The organism is Pseudomonas sp. P5_B2 (assembly GCF_056400445.1).
This window is the reverse complement of the sequence record NZ_JBFULH010000024.1, coordinates 1-17,659: the sequence shown is the minus strand read 5'-3', so window position 1 is coordinate 17,659 and position 17,659 is coordinate 1. Positions and strand designations below refer to the sequence as shown.

The window sequence follows — 17,659 nt, the reverse complement described above, 5'->3', positions numbered from 1 at the left end:
AGTCTATTAAGCCCGCTGACTTAGCCAGGCATGCAATTCTGAAAAACGATCAATGGCCAGTGCCGGCTCGAACAACTGCAGTGCCTCGATCGATTGCGCGCCGTAGCTGACCGCCACCGAATCCATGCCGGCATTGCGCGCCATTTGCAGGTCGAAGGACGAATCGCCAACCATCAGCGCCTGCTCGGGACGAACCTCGCAATGGGCGAGAATCTGTTCAAGCATCAGCGGATGCGGCTTGCTCGCGGTTTCATCGGCGGCGCGGGTGATGTCGAAATAATCCTCCCAACCGTGCGACTTCAGCACCCGATCCAGCCCGCGACGCGCCTTGCCGGTCGCCACAGCCAAATGATACCCCTCGGCACGAAACGCCTCCATCGACTCGACTACGCCTTCGAACAGCGGCGAAGGCACGGCTTCGGAGGCGATATAGTGATCCGCATAGTGCTGACGAAACGCTACCAATTCGGTGTCGCCGATCTCGGGATACAGGGTACGAATCGCCTCTGGCAAACCCAGGCCGATAATGCCTTTGACCGCAAAATCATCACATAGCTGAAATCCGGAGCGCTCGGACGCGACATGCATCGCCTCGACAATCCGACCAATGGAGTCAGCCAACGTGCCGTCCCAATCGAAAATCAGCAGTTTGTAATCAGAGTGGCGCACTCAAACGCTCCACGGTCTTGGCCCACATCTCATCCACGGGCGCCTGCAATTTCAGCTCGCCGCCAYCGGGCAGCGGCACGGTCAGCATGTAAGCGTGAAGGAACAGGCGCTTACCGCCCAGGTCGCGGATTTCCTTGCTGAAACCCTCATCGCCATACTTGGTGTCGCCAGCAATGCAATGCCCGGCGTGCAGGGTATGGACGCGAATCTGGTGAGTGCGGCCAGTGATCGGCTTGGCCTCGATCAGGGTGGCGAAGTCGCCGAAGCGGCGCAGGACCTTGAACACGGTCACAGACTCCTTGCCCTCCTCCTCGTCGACCTCGACCATGCGCTCGCCAGAACGCAGATTGCTCTTGCCCAGCGACGCACGGACTTGCTTGATCGAGGCCGCCCAGTTACCGCGGACCAGCGCCATATAGCGCTTATCGACGCCATCGCCGCGCAAGGCCGTGTGCAAGTGGCGCAACATACTGCGCTTCTTGGCGATCATCAGCAGGCCTGACGTATCACGGTCGAGACGGTGAACCAGCTCGAGTTCCTTGCAATCGGGACGCAACTGACGGAAGGCTTCGATCACCCCGTAAGTCAGGCCGCTGCCGCCATGAACCGCAATGCCGCAAGGCTTGTTGATCACGATCAGTGCCTTGTCTTCGAAGACAATCGAGGCTTCGAGGCGCTGAAGCAGGCCTTGGGCTAGCGGCACCGGCTCGTCGCGTTCAGGCACGCGAACCGGCGGCACGCGCACGATATCGCCCGCCTGCAGCTTGTATTCGGGCTTGATCCGACCTTTGTTCACTCGCACTTCGCCTTTGCGCAAAATGCGGTAAATCAGGGTCTTGGGCACGCCTTTAAGCCGAGCGAGAAGGAAGTTGTCAATACGTTGGCCGGCATATTCCGGCGAGACCTCCAGCAGTTGTACGGCTGGGGTCGAAGGGGCTGTAGTCGTCATGGCGCGAATGATAACAATTTTTTATGGAATTGAAGCACTTAATCATTGCTGCTATAGTCGCGAACGCCGCCAAAAGCGGCCTGGACAGCGGACCAACGGTCAAAAACCGGCCCTGACCAACGCAATTCACCAGGACGCGAGGCCGTCCTACGGGGCTTTCGCTACGTAACGGTGGAGTTTGCAGCTGTAACGAGCGCAGGTGACATGAGGCCTGAATCATGCCGCAAAGCAGAGTTTTCACTCGCCTTGCGAGCAAATATTCACGGCCAGTTCACAAAGTGCAGTCAGCCACGAACGACCCTGGGCGAACGCTTCGGAAACAACGCCTAAATTAGCCATGATGCGTGATCTCCCCCTTCGGAGCTCACGGTAAATGCCAACCCGCTGCGGATTCTGCGCGCGGCAGCACCCGAATTATCAGGGATACGTGTAGGGTGGAGATGCACAACCGCTGGACTGTGTAGCACTAGGCTTTATCAAGACGCTTCATCTCGTCCACAGCCGCTGGTTGATTCCTCCTCCTGACTGAGTGCTTAAGTAGCCACAGCAAGCAGGACGCGTACGTCGCGACACTGGCCCAATTGGTCGGGGTTCGCTAGACACTGGAGTGGCCAACCACTCCTGACGCACCTGACACCGACCGTGAGAAGTCGTGTGTGCCGAACGCCGTTTCCGGCAGCCCGGAAACCGACGGTACTACATGAAAAGAATGCTGATTAACGCAACTCAACCCGAAGAGTTGCGTGTTGCACTGGTAGATGGCCAACGCCTCTACGACCTGGACATCGAATCCGGTGCACGCGAGCAGAAGAAGGCCAACATCTATAAAGGCCGGATTACTCGCATCGAACCAAGCCTTGAGGCTGCCTTTGTCGATTTCGGCTCCGAGCGCCACGGCTTCCTGCCCCTCAAAGAAATCTCCCGCGAATACTTCAAGAAAGCCCCCGAAGGCCGCGTCAATATCAAGGACGTCCTGAGCGAAGGCCAGGAAGTTATCGTTCAGGTCGAAAAAGAAGAACGTGGCAACAAGGGCGCCGCCCTGACCACCTTCATCAGCCTGGCCGGTCGTTACCTCGTCCTGATGCCGAACAACCCGCGTGCCGGCGGTATTTCCCGTCGCATCGAAGGTGAAGAGCGCAACGAACTGCGTGAAGCCCTGAACGGTCTGGTTGCCCCGGCCGACATGGGTCTGATCGTGCGCACTGCCGGCTTGGGCCGCAGCAGCGAAGAAATGCAGTGGGACCTCGATTACCTGCTGCAACTCTGGACCGCCATCAAAGAAGCTTCGCTGGATCGTTCCGCGCCGTTCCTGATCTACCAGGAAAGCAACGTGATCATCCGCGCCATCCGCGATTACCTGCGCCAGGACATCGGCGAAGTGCTGATCGACAGCGTTGAAGCCCAGGACGAAGCCCTGACCTTCATCCGTCAGGTGATGCCGCAGTACGCCAGCAAGATCAAGCTGTACGAAGACAGCGTTCCGCTGTTCAACCGTTTCCAGATCGAAAGCCAGATCGAGACCGCTTTCCAGCGCGTCGTTGAACTGCCTTCCGGCGGTTCCATCGTTATCGATCCGACCGAAGCCCTGGTGTCCATCGACATCAACTCGGCGCGCGCCACCAAAGGCAGCGACATCGAAGAAACCGCACTGCAGACCAACCTTGAAGCCGCCGAAGAAATCGCCCGTCAGTTGCGCTTGCGCGACATCGGCGGCCTGATCGTCATCGACTTCATCGACATGACCCCTGCCAAGAACCAGCGCGCCGTGGAAGAGAAAGTCCGCGAATGCCTGGAAGCCGACCGCGCTCGCGTGCAAGTCGGTCGCATCTCGCGCTTCGGCCTGCTGGAAATGTCCCGTCAGCGCCTGCGTCCATCGCTGGGCGAAAGCAGCGGCATCGTTTGCCCGCGTTGCAACGGCACCGGCATCATCCGCGATGTTGAATCGCTGTCGCTGGCCATCCTGCGCCTGATCGAAGAAGAAGCCCTGAAAGACCGCACCGCCGAAGTTCGCGCACAAGTGCCGATCCCGGTTGCTGCGTTCCTGCTCAACGAAAAACGCAACTCGATCACCAAGATCGAACTGCGCACCCGTGCCCGCATCGTCATTCTGCCGAACGATCACCTCGAAACGCCGCACTTCGAAGTTCAGCGTCTGCGCGATGACAGCCCGGAAGCCAGCATCAATCAGTCCAGCTACGAAATCGCTGCTGCCGCTGCCGAAGTCGAAGAAGTCCAGCCAGCTGCCGCGACCCGCACCCTGGTTCGCCAGGAAGCCGCGGTCAAGACCGCTCCGGCCCGTGCCAACGCTCCGGTTCCGACCGAAGTCGTCGCTGCCGCCCCCGTAGTTGCACCGGTTGCCGTGCCAGAACCAAGCCTGTTCAAAGGCCTGGTGAAGTCGCTGGTGAGCCTGTTTGCAATCAAGGAAGAGCCTGCTGCTCCGGTTGTGGTTGAAAAACCAGCGACCACCGAGCGCCCGGCCCGTAACGAAGAGCGTCGCAACGGTCGTCAGCAGAGCCGCAACCGTAATGGTCGCCGCGATGAAGAACGTAAGCCTCGTGAGGAACGTGCACCGCGTGAAGAGCGCGCACCCCGTGAGCCACGCGAAGCCCGCGAAGCCCGCGAAGAAGCCCCGGCCGTAGCCGTAGCTCGCGAAGAACGCGCTCCACGTGAAGAGCGCGCACCACGCGCCCCACGTGAAGAACGTGCACCGCGCGCTCCACGCGAAGACCGCAAGCCACGTGGCGAGCGTGAAGAGCGCCCGGTTCGTGAACTGCGCGAGCCTCTGGATGCCGCCCCTGCCGCCCCAGTCGTTGCTGCAGCTACCGCTGAAGAGCGTCCGGCTCGCCAGCCACGTGAAGAACGCGCTCCACGCCCACCGCGTGAAGAACGTCAGCCACGTGCTGAACAACCCGCTGCCGCCGTCGCTGAAGAAGAGCTGACTGCCAACGAAGAGCAACTGCAGGAAGACGGTCAGGAAGGCGCCGAAGGCGATCGTCCACGCCGCCGCTCCCGTGGCCAGCGTCGTCGCAGCAACCGTCGCGAGCGTCAACGTGATGCAAACGGCAACGTGATCGAAGGTTCGGAAGAATCTGAAGGTAACGAAGCTGGCGAAAGCAACGAAGTGCCAAGCACTTCTGATCTGGCCGCCGGCCTGGCTGTTACCGCAGCAGTTGCCAGCACCGTGATCAGCGCGCCAGCTGAAGCACAAGCTCACGAGCAAGCCGAACGCGCCACTGCTGCTGTTCAGGAAACTGCTCCGGTTGAAGCGCCAGTGGTTGAAGCAACGACTCCGGTCGAAGCGACTGCCGCTCCGGAAATCGAAGTGGCTCCGGTTCGTGAAGCACAGCCTGTTGTTGAAGCTGCCGCCGAGCCTGCTACCTTCGCTGAACCAGCTGCCGAGCCAGTAGTTGCTGCCGAACCTGCTGCCGAAACCGTCACTGAAACCGTGACCGAAGCTGTCCGCGAAGTTCGTGAAGAACAAACCGCGTTCAACTGGGTTGCCGAGCCAGCCGTCGAAGCGCCAGCGCCAGTCGTTGAAGCCCCGGTGGCTGAAGCGATGGTTTCCGAGCCAGTGGTTGTGGCTGCCGAGCCTGCTCCAGTTGTTGAAGCGCCGGCTCCAGTGGTTACCGAAGTGGCTGCTCCTGTGGTTGAAGCTGCCCCGGTCAGTGCCTTGACGCCAAGCGGCCGTGCGCCGAACGACCCGCGTGAAGTGCGTCGTCGCAAGCGTGAAGAAGAGCGTCTGCAGAAGGAAGCCGAACAGGCTGCCGCTGCTGCTCCGGTTGCAGCTGAAGTGGTCGAAGCGGCACCTGCCGAATCGGTCATCGAAGAAGCACCGCGCTCCGTTCAGGAAGCTGTAGAGCAACACGAACAAGCCCAGGAAAAAGAGCACGAGCCTAAACCCCTCGTCTAATTCCCTAGGCCAATAAAAAGCCCCGCCTGGTAATGCCAGGCGGGGCTTTTTTATGTCTCGGAACATCATCGCGCGCCCCTGTGCGGATCGTTCCCACGCTCTGCGTGGGAATGCCTGATTGGACGCTCTGCGTCTGCTTTGGGACGCGGAGCGTCCCGGGCTGCGTTCCCACGCAGAGCATGGGAACGATCATTTACGTTGGCCTGAAGACCAGTGCTTCAGGCACATCCACATCCCACAACACCCCGGGATCATCCACCGCCACTTCAACCACCCTACCCTGCGCAAACAACGGCTTGGCACCGTGATCACCGGACAATCCCGTCAACCCCGGCCCAAAACTGCGACCGAACCCGACCGGATGCCCGTACTCACCCGCATTCACCGGCACACTGACGGAGTCTTCAGCAATCCCCGCCACCACTCGTTCAATACTCGACGGCAGGATAAACGGCATATCCCCCAGCACAATCAACCAGCCATCGAGCTGCGGACACGCCGCCACGCCAGCCGCAATGCTGTCGCCCATGCCCGTCGTTTCGATCAATACGACCTCGAAATCGTAGGCCTGAGCCATGCGAATTACCTGCGGGCGATCCTCAGTGGTCACCAGCACGCGTTTATCCAGCGAAGTCGGCACGCTCACCAACACCTGCTCGATCACCGAACGCACAGTGCCGTCGAGCCCCGTGCAATCCGCCAACAGCTTGTCCTTGTCAGCCCCCGCCACCTCACGAAAACGACTGCCCTGCCCCGCCGCCAGCACAATGACGCCGATGGACTCACTCATATAGCCTCCTGAAACGGTTTCTTTTGCTTCAGTTCGACGCCGTTCTTGATCGCGACAATTTCGGCCATCAGTGACAAAGCGATTTCCGCCGGACTGTGGCTGCCAATGTGCAACCCGATCGGGCCATGCAGACGCTCGATCGCCTGTGGTGACAAGCCTAGCTCGGCGAGGTTTGCCCGGCGCTTCAGGCTGTTGACCCGCGAGCCCAGCGCGCCAACATAAAAAGCCTTGGAGTCGAGGGCCGTAAGCAGCGCCATGTCATCCAGGCGAGGATCGTGAGTCAGGGCGACAATGGCCGTGCGCTCGTCGGCCTGAATGGTCAGCACCGCCTCATCAGGCATGCCCGAGACAAATCGACCGTGCTGCTCTTCCCAACCGTAAACGAACTCGGAGCGTGGATCGCAGATCAGCACTTCGAAATCCAACAGCCGCGCCATCTCGGCGACGTAACGGGACAATTGCCCGGCGCCGATCAATAACAGGCGCCACCGCGGACCATAAATCGCGCGCAGCGTGGTGCCGTCGAAACTCAGCACATCAGTCTTGTTCGCTAACTGCAACAGCACTTCACCCGTGGCAATATCAAGCGTGCGAGCGACAATTTCATGCGCCTCACAGCGTGCAAGCAACTCGGCAACCCAATGCGGATCGCCAACCTGCTCCTCGGTCAGCCGCAACGTACCGCCACAGGGCAAACCAAACCGCGCGGCCTCTTCGCGGGTGACACCATAGGTGATCAATTGCACGGGCGGCCCGTCAGCAGGGATACGCCCGTCGTGCAGCCGGGCAATGAGATCATCCTCGACACAACCGCCCGAAACCGAGCCGATCACCACGCCATCTTCTCGCAAGGCCAGCATGGCGCCAGGCGCCCGAGGCGCGGTGCCCCAGGTCTGGACCACGCTGTACAGCACCACTCGCTGACCGGCGCGGCGCCATTCAAGCACGCTGCGCAGGACATTCAGATCGACGCTGTCCATCAGGCTTGTGCCTTCTGCCAACCTTGCAGTTGATAGCGAACCGGCAGGCTGCGGATACGTTTGCCGGTGGCGGCGAAGATCGCGTTGCACAGGGCTGGCGCAATCGGCGGCACGCCCGGTTCACCGACACCGCCCAATGGCACAACGCCTGGTGGGGTGACCAGATGAACGGCGACTTCCTTGGGCGCCAAGGACATGCGTGCCACTTCGTACATGTGGAAGTTGTCCTGCTGGACCTTGCCGTCCTTGAAGCTGATCTCCCCCAGCACCGCATTGCCGAGCCCCATGACGCAGGCGCCCTCGAACTGCGAGCGAATGCGCTCGGGGTTGATCTGCGGCCCGCAATCCACGGCGATGTCAGCCTTGTGCACGATCAGAGTGCCATCGTCTTTGACTTCTACTTCGATCACCGCCGCCACATAAGTGACGAAGCTATATTGCACCGCCAGCCCCAAGCCTCGGCCTTTTGGCAGCTCGCGCCCCCAGCCGGCGGCTTTGGCGGCGGTTTCCAATACGGTGCGCAGCCGTGCAGTATCAATCGGATAACGCTCGGGGGATTCGCCGTAGTTCCACTCGTCACTCAACGTGCGCGGATCGATCTGACGGTCCGGACCAAGCAATTTGATCTGGTACTTGAGCGGATCCTGCCCGGCCTTGTGCGCCAGTTCATCGACAAAACTTTGTATCGCAAAGCCATGCGGGATGTTCGACACCGAGCGATACCAGCCGACGCGGGTATGAGCCGTCGCCTCCGGGTTTTCCAGGCGCACGTTGGGAATCGCGTAGGCCATGTTGGTGAACCCCATGCCCAACTCAAACGCCGCTTCATGGTTCATGCCCGGCGCAAACAGCGCGGTGATGCTTGGCGCCACGGTGCGGTGCAGCCAGGCGGACGGCAGGCCGTCCTTGTTCAAGCCGGCTTTGAGGTACTCGGCCGACACGGTGTGGAAATAGGAACAGTGGATGTCGTCTTCACGGGTCCATTGCACCCGGACCGCCTTGCCTGGGAACTCTTTGGCGAGGATCGCCGCTTCAATGATGAAGTCAGGCTTGGATTTTCGACCGAAACCGCCACCGAGCAAGGTGACGTTGAACGTGACGTTGACGAACGGGATGCCGAGGCGCTCGCCAATCCTAGTTCGGGTCACTTGCGGCGCCTGACTCGGCCCCCAGGCTTCGCAGACACCGTCCTTGAAGCGGGCAATGGCGACCATCGGCTCCATGGGTGCCTGCGCCAGGTGCGGCAGGTAATAGGACGCTTCGAGGACGGTGTCGGCGCTGTCCATGGCCTCCTCGAGGTTGCCGGTATTGCGCACCACTTTGCCAGGCTTGAGGGACGCAGCTTCCAACTCCTTGCGATAGGCAATCGAGTCATAGCTGGCGTTCGGGCCGTCATCCCACTCGATCTTCAGCGCATCGCGGCCCTTGATTGCTGCCCAGGTGTTCTTGGCCACCACGGCCACGCCACCCAAGGGTTGGAATTCCGACGGCACCGGACTGGCGCCGATCTGCAACACCTTAATCACGCCCGGGACTTTCATCGCGGCGCTGGCATCGAAGGTTTTGACCTTGCCACCGTACACCGCCGGACGCGCAATAGTGGCGTAGAGCATGCCATCGAAATGCACGTCAGCCCCGTAAACGGCGCGGCCGTTGACGATGTCTGCTCCATCGATGGCCTTGGTGCCTTCCTTGCCGATGTACAGAAACTGCGATGGATCCTTGAGCCGTACGCTGTCGCGAGCGGGAACCGCCAGCGCACCGGCCGCCACGGCCAGTTCGCCGTAGCCCAACTCGCGACCGGTCGGTGTATGGATGACTTTGTGCAGTTGCGCATGGCACTCGCCAAGTGGCACTTTCCATTGGTTGGCGGCCGCCTGCTCCAGCATGGTTCGAGCAGCGGCACCGCACCGGCGCATCGGTTCGAACCAGTGACGCATGCTGCGCGAACCGTCAGTGTCCTGGTTGCCGAAACGCACTTCGTCGCCCGGCGCCTGTTGCACTTTCACCCTCGCACAGTCGGCGTCCAGTTCATCGGCCACCACCATCGTCAGGCTGGTGCGCACGCCCTGGCCCATTTCTGAACGGTTGCAGACCACGGTCACCGTGCCATCGGTGGCGATGCTGACGTACACCTTGGGATCATCAATCGCACCGTGGGGCATGCCGTCGGCGCCGAACTTCTTCGAGGTCTCTTCGGCGAAAACGTCCTGCCAGCCCCAACTGGCTACCAGCACCAATGCACTGGTAGCGCCGACACCTTTGAGGAAACCGCGTCGGCTCAGGTTGCTGAGATTGCTCAGGGCAAAATCATTGGGTAACTGGCTCATGCCTTGGCCTCCTTCAAGTGAGTGGAGGCCTGACGGATGGCGGTTTTGATGCGATTGTAAGTCCCGCAGCGGCAAATGTTGCCGACCATCGCCTCTTCAATTTGCGCGTCGGTGGGGTTCGGATTGGTTTTGAGCAGCGCTGTCGCCGACATGATCTGCCCGCCCTGGCAGAAACCGCATTGCGCCACGGCGGTATCGAGCCATGCTTGCTGGACCACCTGCCCGACCGGGTCAGTGTGCAAGTTCTCAATGGTGGTGACGTTCTGTCCGACCACCGAGCCAATCGGCGTGATGCAACTGCGCGCAGGCGCTCCGTTGATGTGAATCGTGCAAGCGCCGCACAGGCCCATGCCGCAGCCAAATTTGGTGCCGTTGTAACCGGCCACGTCGCGGATGGCCCAGAGCAGCGGCATGTCCTCGGTGACGTCGAGTGAATGGTCTTGACCGTTGAGTTTCAGGGTAATCATGGGCACGCCCGCATAGTTCTTGAGTTATGGGGTCGAGCAATCTGCCGTGGGATCTTGGTTGGTGACACGCAGATCAACTCAGGCTAATGAGGCTCTCTTATGCGACGGGAAGGTCTGCACCGGGCCTTTAGTGGAGCAAATGCTTGCATCGTTAGGTGGCTAAGTTAACCCAGTATTAACAAAAAAGCCCTGCACAGGAGAAGGTGTGCAGGGCTCTTGAGACCAGTCTTGAAAGCGTAGCTTCAATACTGATTGGGCTCCATTTCCAGGTCGACATGGAAACGTTCCGAAATGTCTTTCTGAATACGCTGCGCCAGATGGAGCAATTGCAGGCCGGTCGCGCTGCCGTAGTTGACCAGCACCAGCGCCTGCAACGTGTGCACGCCAGCGTCGGCGTCGCGGAAACCTTTCCAGCCTGCCTGCTCGATCAACCAGCCCGCGGCCAGCTTCATTTGCCCATCAGGTTGCGCATAAGCCACCAGATCCGGGTATTCGCCCTTCAGCTGTGCAACCAGCGCCGCGGGCACTAACGGGTTTTTGAAGAAGCTACCGGCATTGCCCAGTACAGCCGGGTCCGGGAGTTTTTCATTACGGATGCTGCAAATCGCCTGGCTGACATCCGTGGCCGTCGGCTGCTCGATGCCTTGCTCGGTCAGGCGCTGACGCACCGGGCCGTATTCCAGATGCAAATGCGCGGCGCGGTCGAGGGTGAAACGAACACGCAGAATCAACCAGCGTCCCGGCTCCTGCTTGAACAGGCTGTCGCGGTAAGCGAAGTTGCACTCTAGCAGGGTGAAATCCCGCAGTTCACCGGTCCGGCGATCCAGCGCAGTCAGGCCGGCGAACACGTCCTTGATCTCTACCCCATACGCGCCGATATTCTGCATCGGTGCCGCACCGACAGTGCCGGGGATCAGGCTGAGGTTTTCCAGGCCGGACAAGCCCTGCGCCAGGGTGTGCTGCACGAACGGATGCCAAGGCTCGCCAGCCTCGGCTTCGATCACGACTTTGCTGCCGTCATCACTGAGGATGCGAATCCCGCGTGTGGCCATGCGCAGTACCAGCGACTGGATGTCAGCCGTCAGCAGCAGATTGCTGCCTCCGCCGATCACCAATAACGGAACGTCATGTTGCGCGGCGTAGGCCAGGGCTTCACGCACGTCGGCATCGCTGTGGGCCTCGGCGAACAGGCGAGCCTGAACATCGACCCCGAAGCTGTTGAACGGTTTGAGTGAAACCTGTGATCGAACCTGAAAACTCATAACCGTTCCTTCAATTCGATCACCAGCAAATCACTGGCGCGCTCGATCAGGTCCAGCACCTGTTCGAAGCCCTGATCACCGTCGTAGTACGGGTCCGGCACTTCATCGAGTTCCGACTGGAAGCGACGCAGGAACAAATCCAGCTCGGCTTTACCCTTGGCTGGTTGCAAGGCTTGGAGGTGGCGCAGGTTGCTGTTGTCCATTGCCAGGATCAAGTCGTAAGTGGCGAAATCGGCGCGGGTGACTTGCTGGGCGCGCTGGGCGGACAGGTCGTAACCGCGCAACTTGGCCGCGGCCTGGCTGCGTTTGTCCGGCGCCTTGCCGACGTGCCACTCACCGGTGCCGGCGGAGGCGACCTCAATCTGATCCGCCAGCCCCGCTTCGCGCAGTTTGTGCCGCAACACGCCTTCGGCCGTTGGAGAGCGGCAGATGTTGCCCAGGCAAACGAATAGAACGCGCATCAGGCTTCCAGCAGGCGACGAACGCGCTCTAGGTCTTCAACGGTGTCGACACCGGTGGGCGGCGCGATCAACGCATCGGCCACGTGAATCCGCACGCCATGCCACAGGGCACGCAGTTGTTCCAGGGATTCAGTGTTTTCCAGCCAGCACGGGCCCCAGCTGACGAAGTCATGCAGGAAACCGGCGCGGTAGGCATAGATGCCGATGTGGCGACGATACGGCACGCCTTCCGGCAATTGCTCACGACTTTTGGCGAACGCATCCCGCGCCCACGGCAATGTCGCGCGACTGAAGGTCAGCGCCAGGCCATTGAGGTCGCTGACGACCTTGACCACGTTAGGGTTGAACAAGGTTTCCACATCTTCGATGGGCTCGGCCAGCGTGGCCATGCGCGCGTCGGTGTGGGCAGCTAGGTTGGCTGCAACCTGATCGATCACGCTTGGCGGGATCAACGGTTCGTCACCCTGGACGTTGACCACGATGGCGTCTGGCGCCAAGCCGAGTTTCGCGGCCACTTCGGCCAGGCGGTCGGTGCCGGAATTGTGGTCTTCGCGGGTCATCACGACTTCAGCACCGAACCCGTTGCAAGCCTCGACAATGCGCGCATCGTCAGTGGCAACCACCACGCGCTGTGCGCTGCTTTTGCTCGCCTGTTCCCAGACGTGCTGGATCATCGGCTTGCCGGCGATCAACAGCAGTGGTTTGCCCGGCAAGCGGGTGGAGGCGAAACGCGATGGAATGACAACGGTAAAGGCTGTGGTCATTTATCGAGACGCTCGTCGGTGGTCAGGGTGCGCGCTTCGGTTTCGAGCATGACCGGGATGCCATCGCGGATCGGGTACGCGAGGCCTGCGCCCTTGCTGATCAGCTCGGTCTTGTCGGCGCTGAGCTTGAGAGGGCCTTTGCAGACCGGGCAAGCGAGGATGTCGAGCAATTTGGTGTCCATGAGCATTCCCTGGGTAAAAACGGAGTTAAGGCAAAAGACGATCCGGCAACAGGCGCATCAGCTGCGTATCGAACCAGGCCACGAAAGCCGGTGATGGCACAGCATCGACCGCCAGGTACCACCAATCGGCGGCGGCGAAGGCACGGCACTTCACCGCGTCCTTTTCAGTCATCACCAACGGCAATGACGGTGTGAAATTCAAGGCTTGCACGCTGTATTCGGCGTGGTCGGCAAACGCATGCGGGACTGGCCGCCAGTGTAACGTTTCGAGGGTTGTGAAGAAACGCTGCGGATTACCGATCCCGGCCACCGCGTGCAGCGCCTGGCCCGTGGGAAAGTGGTCGAGGGAACGCCGTTCACCGCTTTGCAAATTGATCAGGGCGGTGGGTTGCAGCTGGAAGGCAAATCCGCTATCGCGATCATCCGCGGCGCCGTTGTAGAGCACCGCGTCGACGCTTTGCAGGCGCTCGACCGGTTCGCGCAACGGTCCGGCAGGCAGGCAACGCTGGTTGCCAAGGCCTCGAGCTGCATCGATCAGTACCAGTTCCAGATCGCGCGCCATGCGGTAATGCTGCATGCCGTCGTCAGAAAGAATCAGGTCCAGCGGCTCGCTCGCCAGCAGTGCCTTGACCGCGCTGCTGCGGTCCGGGTCAATCATCAACGGCACGCCGGTGCGCTGGACGATCAGCAGCGGTTCGTCGCCCGCTATATCCGCGCCTTGATCCGCTTCAACGCGCCACGGCAGATGCGGCGGTTTGGCGCCGTAGCCGCGACTGACCACGCCCACCCGCAACCCGCTGCGCTGGCAATGCTCGATCATCCACAGAATCAGCGGCGTCTTGCCGGTGCCACCTACTGTGATATTGCCGACCACGATCAATGGCACGGGTGGCTGATAGATCTCGCCCTCACCGGCGAGGAATCGCTTGCGCTTGTTCATGACCACGCGCCGATACAACCACTCCAGTGGCTGCAACAGCTTCAGGGCCGGATGACCTTCGTACCACGCGGCGAGCAAGCGATCAGACATGGCCATCAGGGTGCGGGCGGCGCCGCCTCGACGGTAGTCATGCGCAAATGGCTGAAACCGAGCTTGCCGGCGGCGTCCATGGCAGTGATGACGGACTGATGTTGAGTCTTGCCGTCTGCGCTGATGGACAGCGGCAGGCTGGTGTCGCCGTTGGATTCTTTTTGCAGCGCTTCCATCACTGTCGCCAGGTCGCTTTTGGGCAGTACCCGATTGTTCAGTGAGAACACGCCTTCGGCGTTGATGCCGATGTCCAGTTGCTTGACCTGTTGATCTTCAGTCGGAGCGCCGCTGACCGCTTCCGGCAGTTCGACTCGCAACTGGGTTTCACGGGTAAACGTGGTCGTGACAACGAAAAACAGCAGCAGGATAAACACCACGTCGATCAGCGACGCGAGGTTGATGTCTACCGTCTCCCGCGGCTTGCGGCGGAATTTCACGCTCTGCCCTCGGTCAGGTCCACATCACGGTCACCTTGCACCACTTCGACCAGCTTGATCGCTTCCTGCTCCATGCCCACCACCAACTCATCGATGCGGCGTTGCAGGAAACGGTGGAAGAATACGGCCGGGATGCCGACCATCAGGCCCGCAGCCGTAGTGATCAGAGCCTTGGAGATACCACCGGCCAGCACCGCAGCGTTAGTGCCCATGCCAGTCCCCATGAATGCGCTGAAAATATCGATCATGCCCAACACGGTCCCCAACAAGCCCAGCAATGGGGCCATGGCGGCGATGGTGCCCAAGGCATTGATGTAGCGTTCGAGCTCGTGAATCACCCGCGCAGCAGCTTCTTCAATGCACTCTTTCATGATCTCGCGACCATGTTTGGAATTGGCCAGGCCCGCCGCGAGAATCTCGCCCAGCGGTGAGTTGGCGCGCAGTTCCTTGAGTTTTTCTTTATTCAGTTGCTTGTCCTTGATCCACACCCAGACCTGCCCGAGCAGATGCTCTGGGGTCACACGGCTGCTTCGCAGGGTCCAGAGACGCTCGGCGACAATCGCCATGGCCGCGATGGAACTCAAAATGATCGGCAGCATCATCCAACCGCCGGATTTGACCAATTCCCACACAGTGACGTCCCCTCGAAAAAGTGCGCCACTCTAACATAGGGGGTGAGCGCACCGAAGACCGTGATGTCGCTTCCGGTCAGGCTTTAATAACTCTCGGTTATTTATTGACAGGCGGCGGATCGCGCCAGAAACGCCGATCCAGACGCATTGTCCACGGTGGCTTGAAACGCCCCAATTGCAGATGAATGGCCCCTTGTTCGGCGCTATCGTAAATCGCCATGCCGCGTTTCTGATAGCGCGCCACGACCGTGGGGTGCGGATGGCCAAAAGAATTGCCCTGCCCACGGGAAATCAATACCGCCTTGGGTTGCAACATGCGCAACAGGGCCATCGACGAGGAACTGCGGCTGCCGTGATGCGGAGACTGCAACCAATCGGTGGTCACCGCCAGAGGACTCTCCAGCAAGGCACTTTCGGCAGCTGTGTCGATATCACCCGTCAGCAACAGACGCTCGCCACTGGCCTCTATTTGCAAGACGCAGGACTTCTGATTGCTGTCATGGGCTGACGCCCATTGCCACAGTTGGAAATTCACACCGTCCCAGTTCCATTGCCGCCCACTTTCACACCCTTGGGCTTGCAGTTCGACAGGCAAACCCTCGGGATCGCCACTGAGTACCCGCTTGACCGGCAAGCCATTGGCCACTGCTCGCGCACCGCCGGCRTGATCGGCATCGGCGTGGCTGATTAGCATCAGGTCGAGCTCCCTGACCCCGAGTTTGCGCAATGACGGCAGCACCACCCGTTCACCGAGGTCGAGATCGCCGAAACGCGGTCCGGCGTCATACAACAGTGTGTGATGACGGGTACGCACGAGGATAGCCAACCCTTGGCCGACGTCTAATTGCCAGACATCGGCCATGCCTTCGGACAACAACGGCCGAGGCGGAAAAACCAGCAACAGCAACAACGGCCACCCTAAAGGGCGCAGCGGCACACCGCGCGGCAGCAAGAGTAGAAAGGCCCCTGAAATACCGAGTCCCCAACACCACAACGGCACTGCCACTGGTACCCATGCGGGCAATTTCCCGGCCATCAATGTCAGCGCCTCGAACAGCCCGTCGATCAAACCGCCTGCCAGCCATAGCAACCCTTCGCCCGCAAAAGGCACGGGCAACAACAATGTCCCGAGCAAGGCCGGTGGCAACACCACTAGACTGATCCAGGGTACCGCCAGCAAATTGACCACCGGCCCGCTGATACTGATCGGCAAGCCGAGCACCAGCAGCAATGGGCCGAGTCCGATTGCGATCAGCCATTGAGCCCGGGTCCAGGTTTGCCACCATCGCCAAGCGCCCAACCGCCCGCCAAAGGTAAAGATCAACACGGCCACGGCGGCGAAGGACAACCAGAAGCCCGGTTGCAGACTGACCAACGGATCCAGCAGCAACACACCATTGAGCGCCAGCAACAGCGGCCACCAGGCGCCGAGGTGACGAAAGCGCAGCCGCCACAACAGCACCAGACCAATCATCACGCAAGCGCGTTGCACCGGAACATCGAAGCCGGCCAACAGCCCGTAAGCCAGCGCTGCCAAAAACGCCAGCCCGCAGGCCCAGGGTAGCCAGGGCAAATATCCTGGCCACAGGCCAAAACGTGCCAGCCCGGCGATCAGCATGTAGACCAATCCCGCCAACAATCCGATGTGCTGCCCGGAAATCACCAACAGGTGCACGGTGCCGGTGTCTTGCAGTACTTGCCACTCTTCACGACTCAGCCCGGCGCCATCGCCCAATACCAGCGCCGTCAACGCAGCGGTGCGGCCCTGGGCATCGACCGCTTGTAAACGCTGGCGGATGCCGTCGCGCCAGGCCCCTCGGGCTTCGGTGATTCGCTCACCCGCCTTGACCGTGCCGGTCGCGCCGATGTGTTGCGCAAGCAGCCAGGCGTCGTAATCGAAGGCATGGGGATTGAGCAGCCCGGACGGCCGCTTCAATTTGACCGCCAGTCGCCAGCGCTCGCCACTGTTGACGGGCGGTCCGTCGTACCAAGCCAGCCGCAAACGCCTGGGTAGCTTCGTTCGGCGTGATTGGCTGTCCATCAGCTCGAAACGCACTACGCCGTCGGCATTCTGCGGTAACCCTGTCACCCGCCCTTCTATCCAGCGGGTTTCGCCATCTAGCTTCAGTGGCAGGCGATCATCCAGCGCCCACTGCGCATTCGCGCACGCCCAACTGAAGCCAAACAGGAAAAACGCCAACGGATACGTCCGAAACGGCAACACCATCAAACCCACTGTCGGCAGTAACAGCCATAAACCGACCGGCGGTAAAACCGGCAAAAAACGCAGGGTCAACAAACCCAACGCCAGCGCCAACGTCCCTGTGCGCATACACTCATCCTGAAGAATTCCCACCTTGGCTTAGGCTTAGCCGGCTAAATGCACAGACGCCGTTAATAATTGTCACAAAGTCTGAATGGGTGGTTCGAAGAATCCAGACATACTTGCCGCCTTAACCGACCGAGAAGCCATATGCCCCGGCGCTTGTTCAAACGCTACATGCCAGACCCGACCAGCATCAAGGAACACAAATCCTTACGCTTTCTCGGCACGTTGCTGCATGACCCCAACCTCTGGCATCTCAACCGCCACTCTGTGGCCCGGGCGATGGCAGTCGGCCTGTTCGCCGCGTTTTTGCCGATTCCGATGCAAATGCTGCTGGCCGCCGTGCTTTCCATCATTGTGCGAGGCAATATGCCGATCGCGGTGAGTCTGGTCTGGCTGACCAACCCGATCACCATGCCAGCCGTATTTTTCTGCACGTATCAGACCGGTGCCTGGCTGTTGGATGTGCC

At 60.5% G+C, this 17,659-nt stretch carries 16 protein-coding genes; 2 read left to right on the top strand and 14 right to left on the bottom strand.

Annotated features, from left to right (window positions below; genetic code table 11):
• Positions 1-6: 6 nt before the first annotated feature.
• A complete protein-coding gene (locus tag AC1DRJ_RS04955; RefSeq protein WP_477801113.1) occupies positions 7-669 on the bottom strand; it encodes an HAD-IA family hydrolase in 663 nt (220 codons plus the stop codon).
• Entirely contained in the window at positions 656-1,618 is a 963-nt protein-coding gene (gene rluC, locus AC1DRJ_RS04950; RefSeq protein ID WP_477801112.1) for a 23S rRNA pseudouridine(955/2504/2580) synthase RluC, read from the bottom strand. Before rluC ends, AC1DRJ_RS04955 begins: the two co-directional genes overlap by 14 nt.
• Before the next feature lie 700 nt (positions 1,619-2,318).
• Between rluC and rne the strand changes: the two genes are divergently transcribed.
• Positions 2,319-5,528, top strand: coding sequence for a ribonuclease E (gene rne / locus AC1DRJ_RS04945; protein ID WP_477801111.1), 3,210 nt, complete (start codon positions 2,319-2,321; stop codon positions 5,526-5,528).
• Positions 5,529-5,721: 193 nt separating this feature from the next.
• Here rne and AC1DRJ_RS04940 read toward each other — a convergent pair whose 3' ends face one another.
• The 12 genes from AC1DRJ_RS04940 to AC1DRJ_RS04885 all read right to left on the bottom strand — a co-directional run bounded on the left by AC1DRJ_RS04940 (position 5,722) and on the right by AC1DRJ_RS04885 (position 17,195).
• On the bottom strand, positions 5,722-6,318 hold the full coding sequence (locus AC1DRJ_RS04940) for a nucleotidyltransferase family protein (protein WP_477801110.1): 597 nt from the start codon (positions 6,316-6,318) through the stop codon (positions 5,722-5,724).
• Positions 6,315-7,298, bottom strand: a complete 984-nt coding sequence (locus AC1DRJ_RS04935; protein ID WP_477801109.1) for an XdhC family protein — start codon at positions 7,296-7,298, stop codon at positions 6,315-6,317. The genes AC1DRJ_RS04940 and AC1DRJ_RS04935 overlap by 4 nt, the downstream gene beginning before the upstream one ends.
• The gene (locus AC1DRJ_RS04930; RefSeq protein ID WP_477801108.1) at positions 7,298-9,628 is read right to left on the bottom strand and encodes a xanthine dehydrogenase family protein molybdopterin-binding subunit; all 2,331 of its coding nucleotides are present in this window, start codon (positions 9,626-9,628) and stop codon (positions 7,298-7,300) included. The genes AC1DRJ_RS04935 and AC1DRJ_RS04930 overlap by 1 nt, the downstream gene beginning before the upstream one ends.
• Entirely contained in the window at positions 9,625-10,095 is a 471-nt protein-coding gene (locus AC1DRJ_RS04925; protein ID WP_477801107.1) for a (2Fe-2S)-binding protein, read from the bottom strand. The genes AC1DRJ_RS04930 and AC1DRJ_RS04925 overlap by 4 nt, the downstream gene beginning before the upstream one ends.
• A gap of 242 nt (positions 10,096-10,337) precedes the next feature.
• Positions 10,338-11,357 carry a UDP-N-acetylmuramate dehydrogenase gene (gene murB / locus AC1DRJ_RS04920; protein WP_477801106.1) on the bottom strand — a complete coding sequence of 340 codons (1,020 nt, stop codon included), beginning with the start codon at positions 11,355-11,357 and terminating at the stop codon, positions 10,338-10,340.
• Positions 11,354-11,818 carry a low molecular weight protein-tyrosine-phosphatase gene (locus AC1DRJ_RS04915; protein ID WP_477801105.1) on the bottom strand — a complete coding sequence of 155 codons (465 nt, stop codon included), beginning with the start codon at positions 11,816-11,818 and terminating at the stop codon, positions 11,354-11,356. Before AC1DRJ_RS04915 ends, murB begins: the two co-directional genes overlap by 4 nt.
• Entirely contained in the window at positions 11,818-12,582 is a 765-nt protein-coding gene (kdsB, locus tag AC1DRJ_RS04910) for a 3-deoxy-manno-octulosonate cytidylyltransferase (RefSeq protein ID WP_477801104.1), read from the bottom strand. Before kdsB ends, AC1DRJ_RS04915 begins: the two co-directional genes overlap by 1 nt.
• Positions 12,579-12,764 (bottom strand): Trm112 family protein, encoded by a 186-nt coding sequence (locus AC1DRJ_RS04905; RefSeq protein ID WP_007945752.1) that lies wholly within the window; start codon positions 12,762-12,764, stop codon positions 12,579-12,581. Before AC1DRJ_RS04905 ends, kdsB begins: the two co-directional genes overlap by 4 nt.
• A gap of 25 nt (positions 12,765-12,789) precedes the next feature.
• Positions 12,790-13,800, bottom strand: a complete 1,011-nt coding sequence (gene lpxK, locus AC1DRJ_RS04900) for a tetraacyldisaccharide 4'-kinase (protein ID WP_477801103.1) — start codon at positions 13,798-13,800, stop codon at positions 12,790-12,792.
• Positions 13,800-14,231: an ExbD/TolR family protein gene (locus AC1DRJ_RS04895; protein ID WP_477801102.1), complete on the bottom strand. Its 432-nt coding sequence runs from the start codon at positions 14,229-14,231 to the stop codon at positions 13,800-13,802. Before AC1DRJ_RS04895 ends, lpxK begins: the two co-directional genes overlap by 1 nt.
• Positions 14,228-14,863 (bottom strand): MotA/TolQ/ExbB proton channel family protein, encoded by a 636-nt coding sequence (locus AC1DRJ_RS04890; protein WP_477791196.1) that lies wholly within the window; start codon positions 14,861-14,863, stop codon positions 14,228-14,230. Before AC1DRJ_RS04890 ends, AC1DRJ_RS04895 begins: the two co-directional genes overlap by 4 nt.
• Before the next feature lie 97 nt (positions 14,864-14,960).
• Positions 14,961-17,195, bottom strand: a complete 2,235-nt coding sequence (locus AC1DRJ_RS04885; RefSeq protein ID WP_477801101.1) for a DNA internalization-related competence protein ComEC/Rec2 — start codon at positions 17,193-17,195, stop codon at positions 14,961-14,963.
• Between the two features lie 141 nt (positions 17,196-17,336).
• Here AC1DRJ_RS04885 and AC1DRJ_RS04880 point away from each other — a divergent pair.
• On the top strand, positions 17,337-17,659 hold a 323-nt coding region (locus AC1DRJ_RS04880; RefSeq protein WP_477801100.1), incomplete at its 3' end, for a DUF2062 domain-containing protein.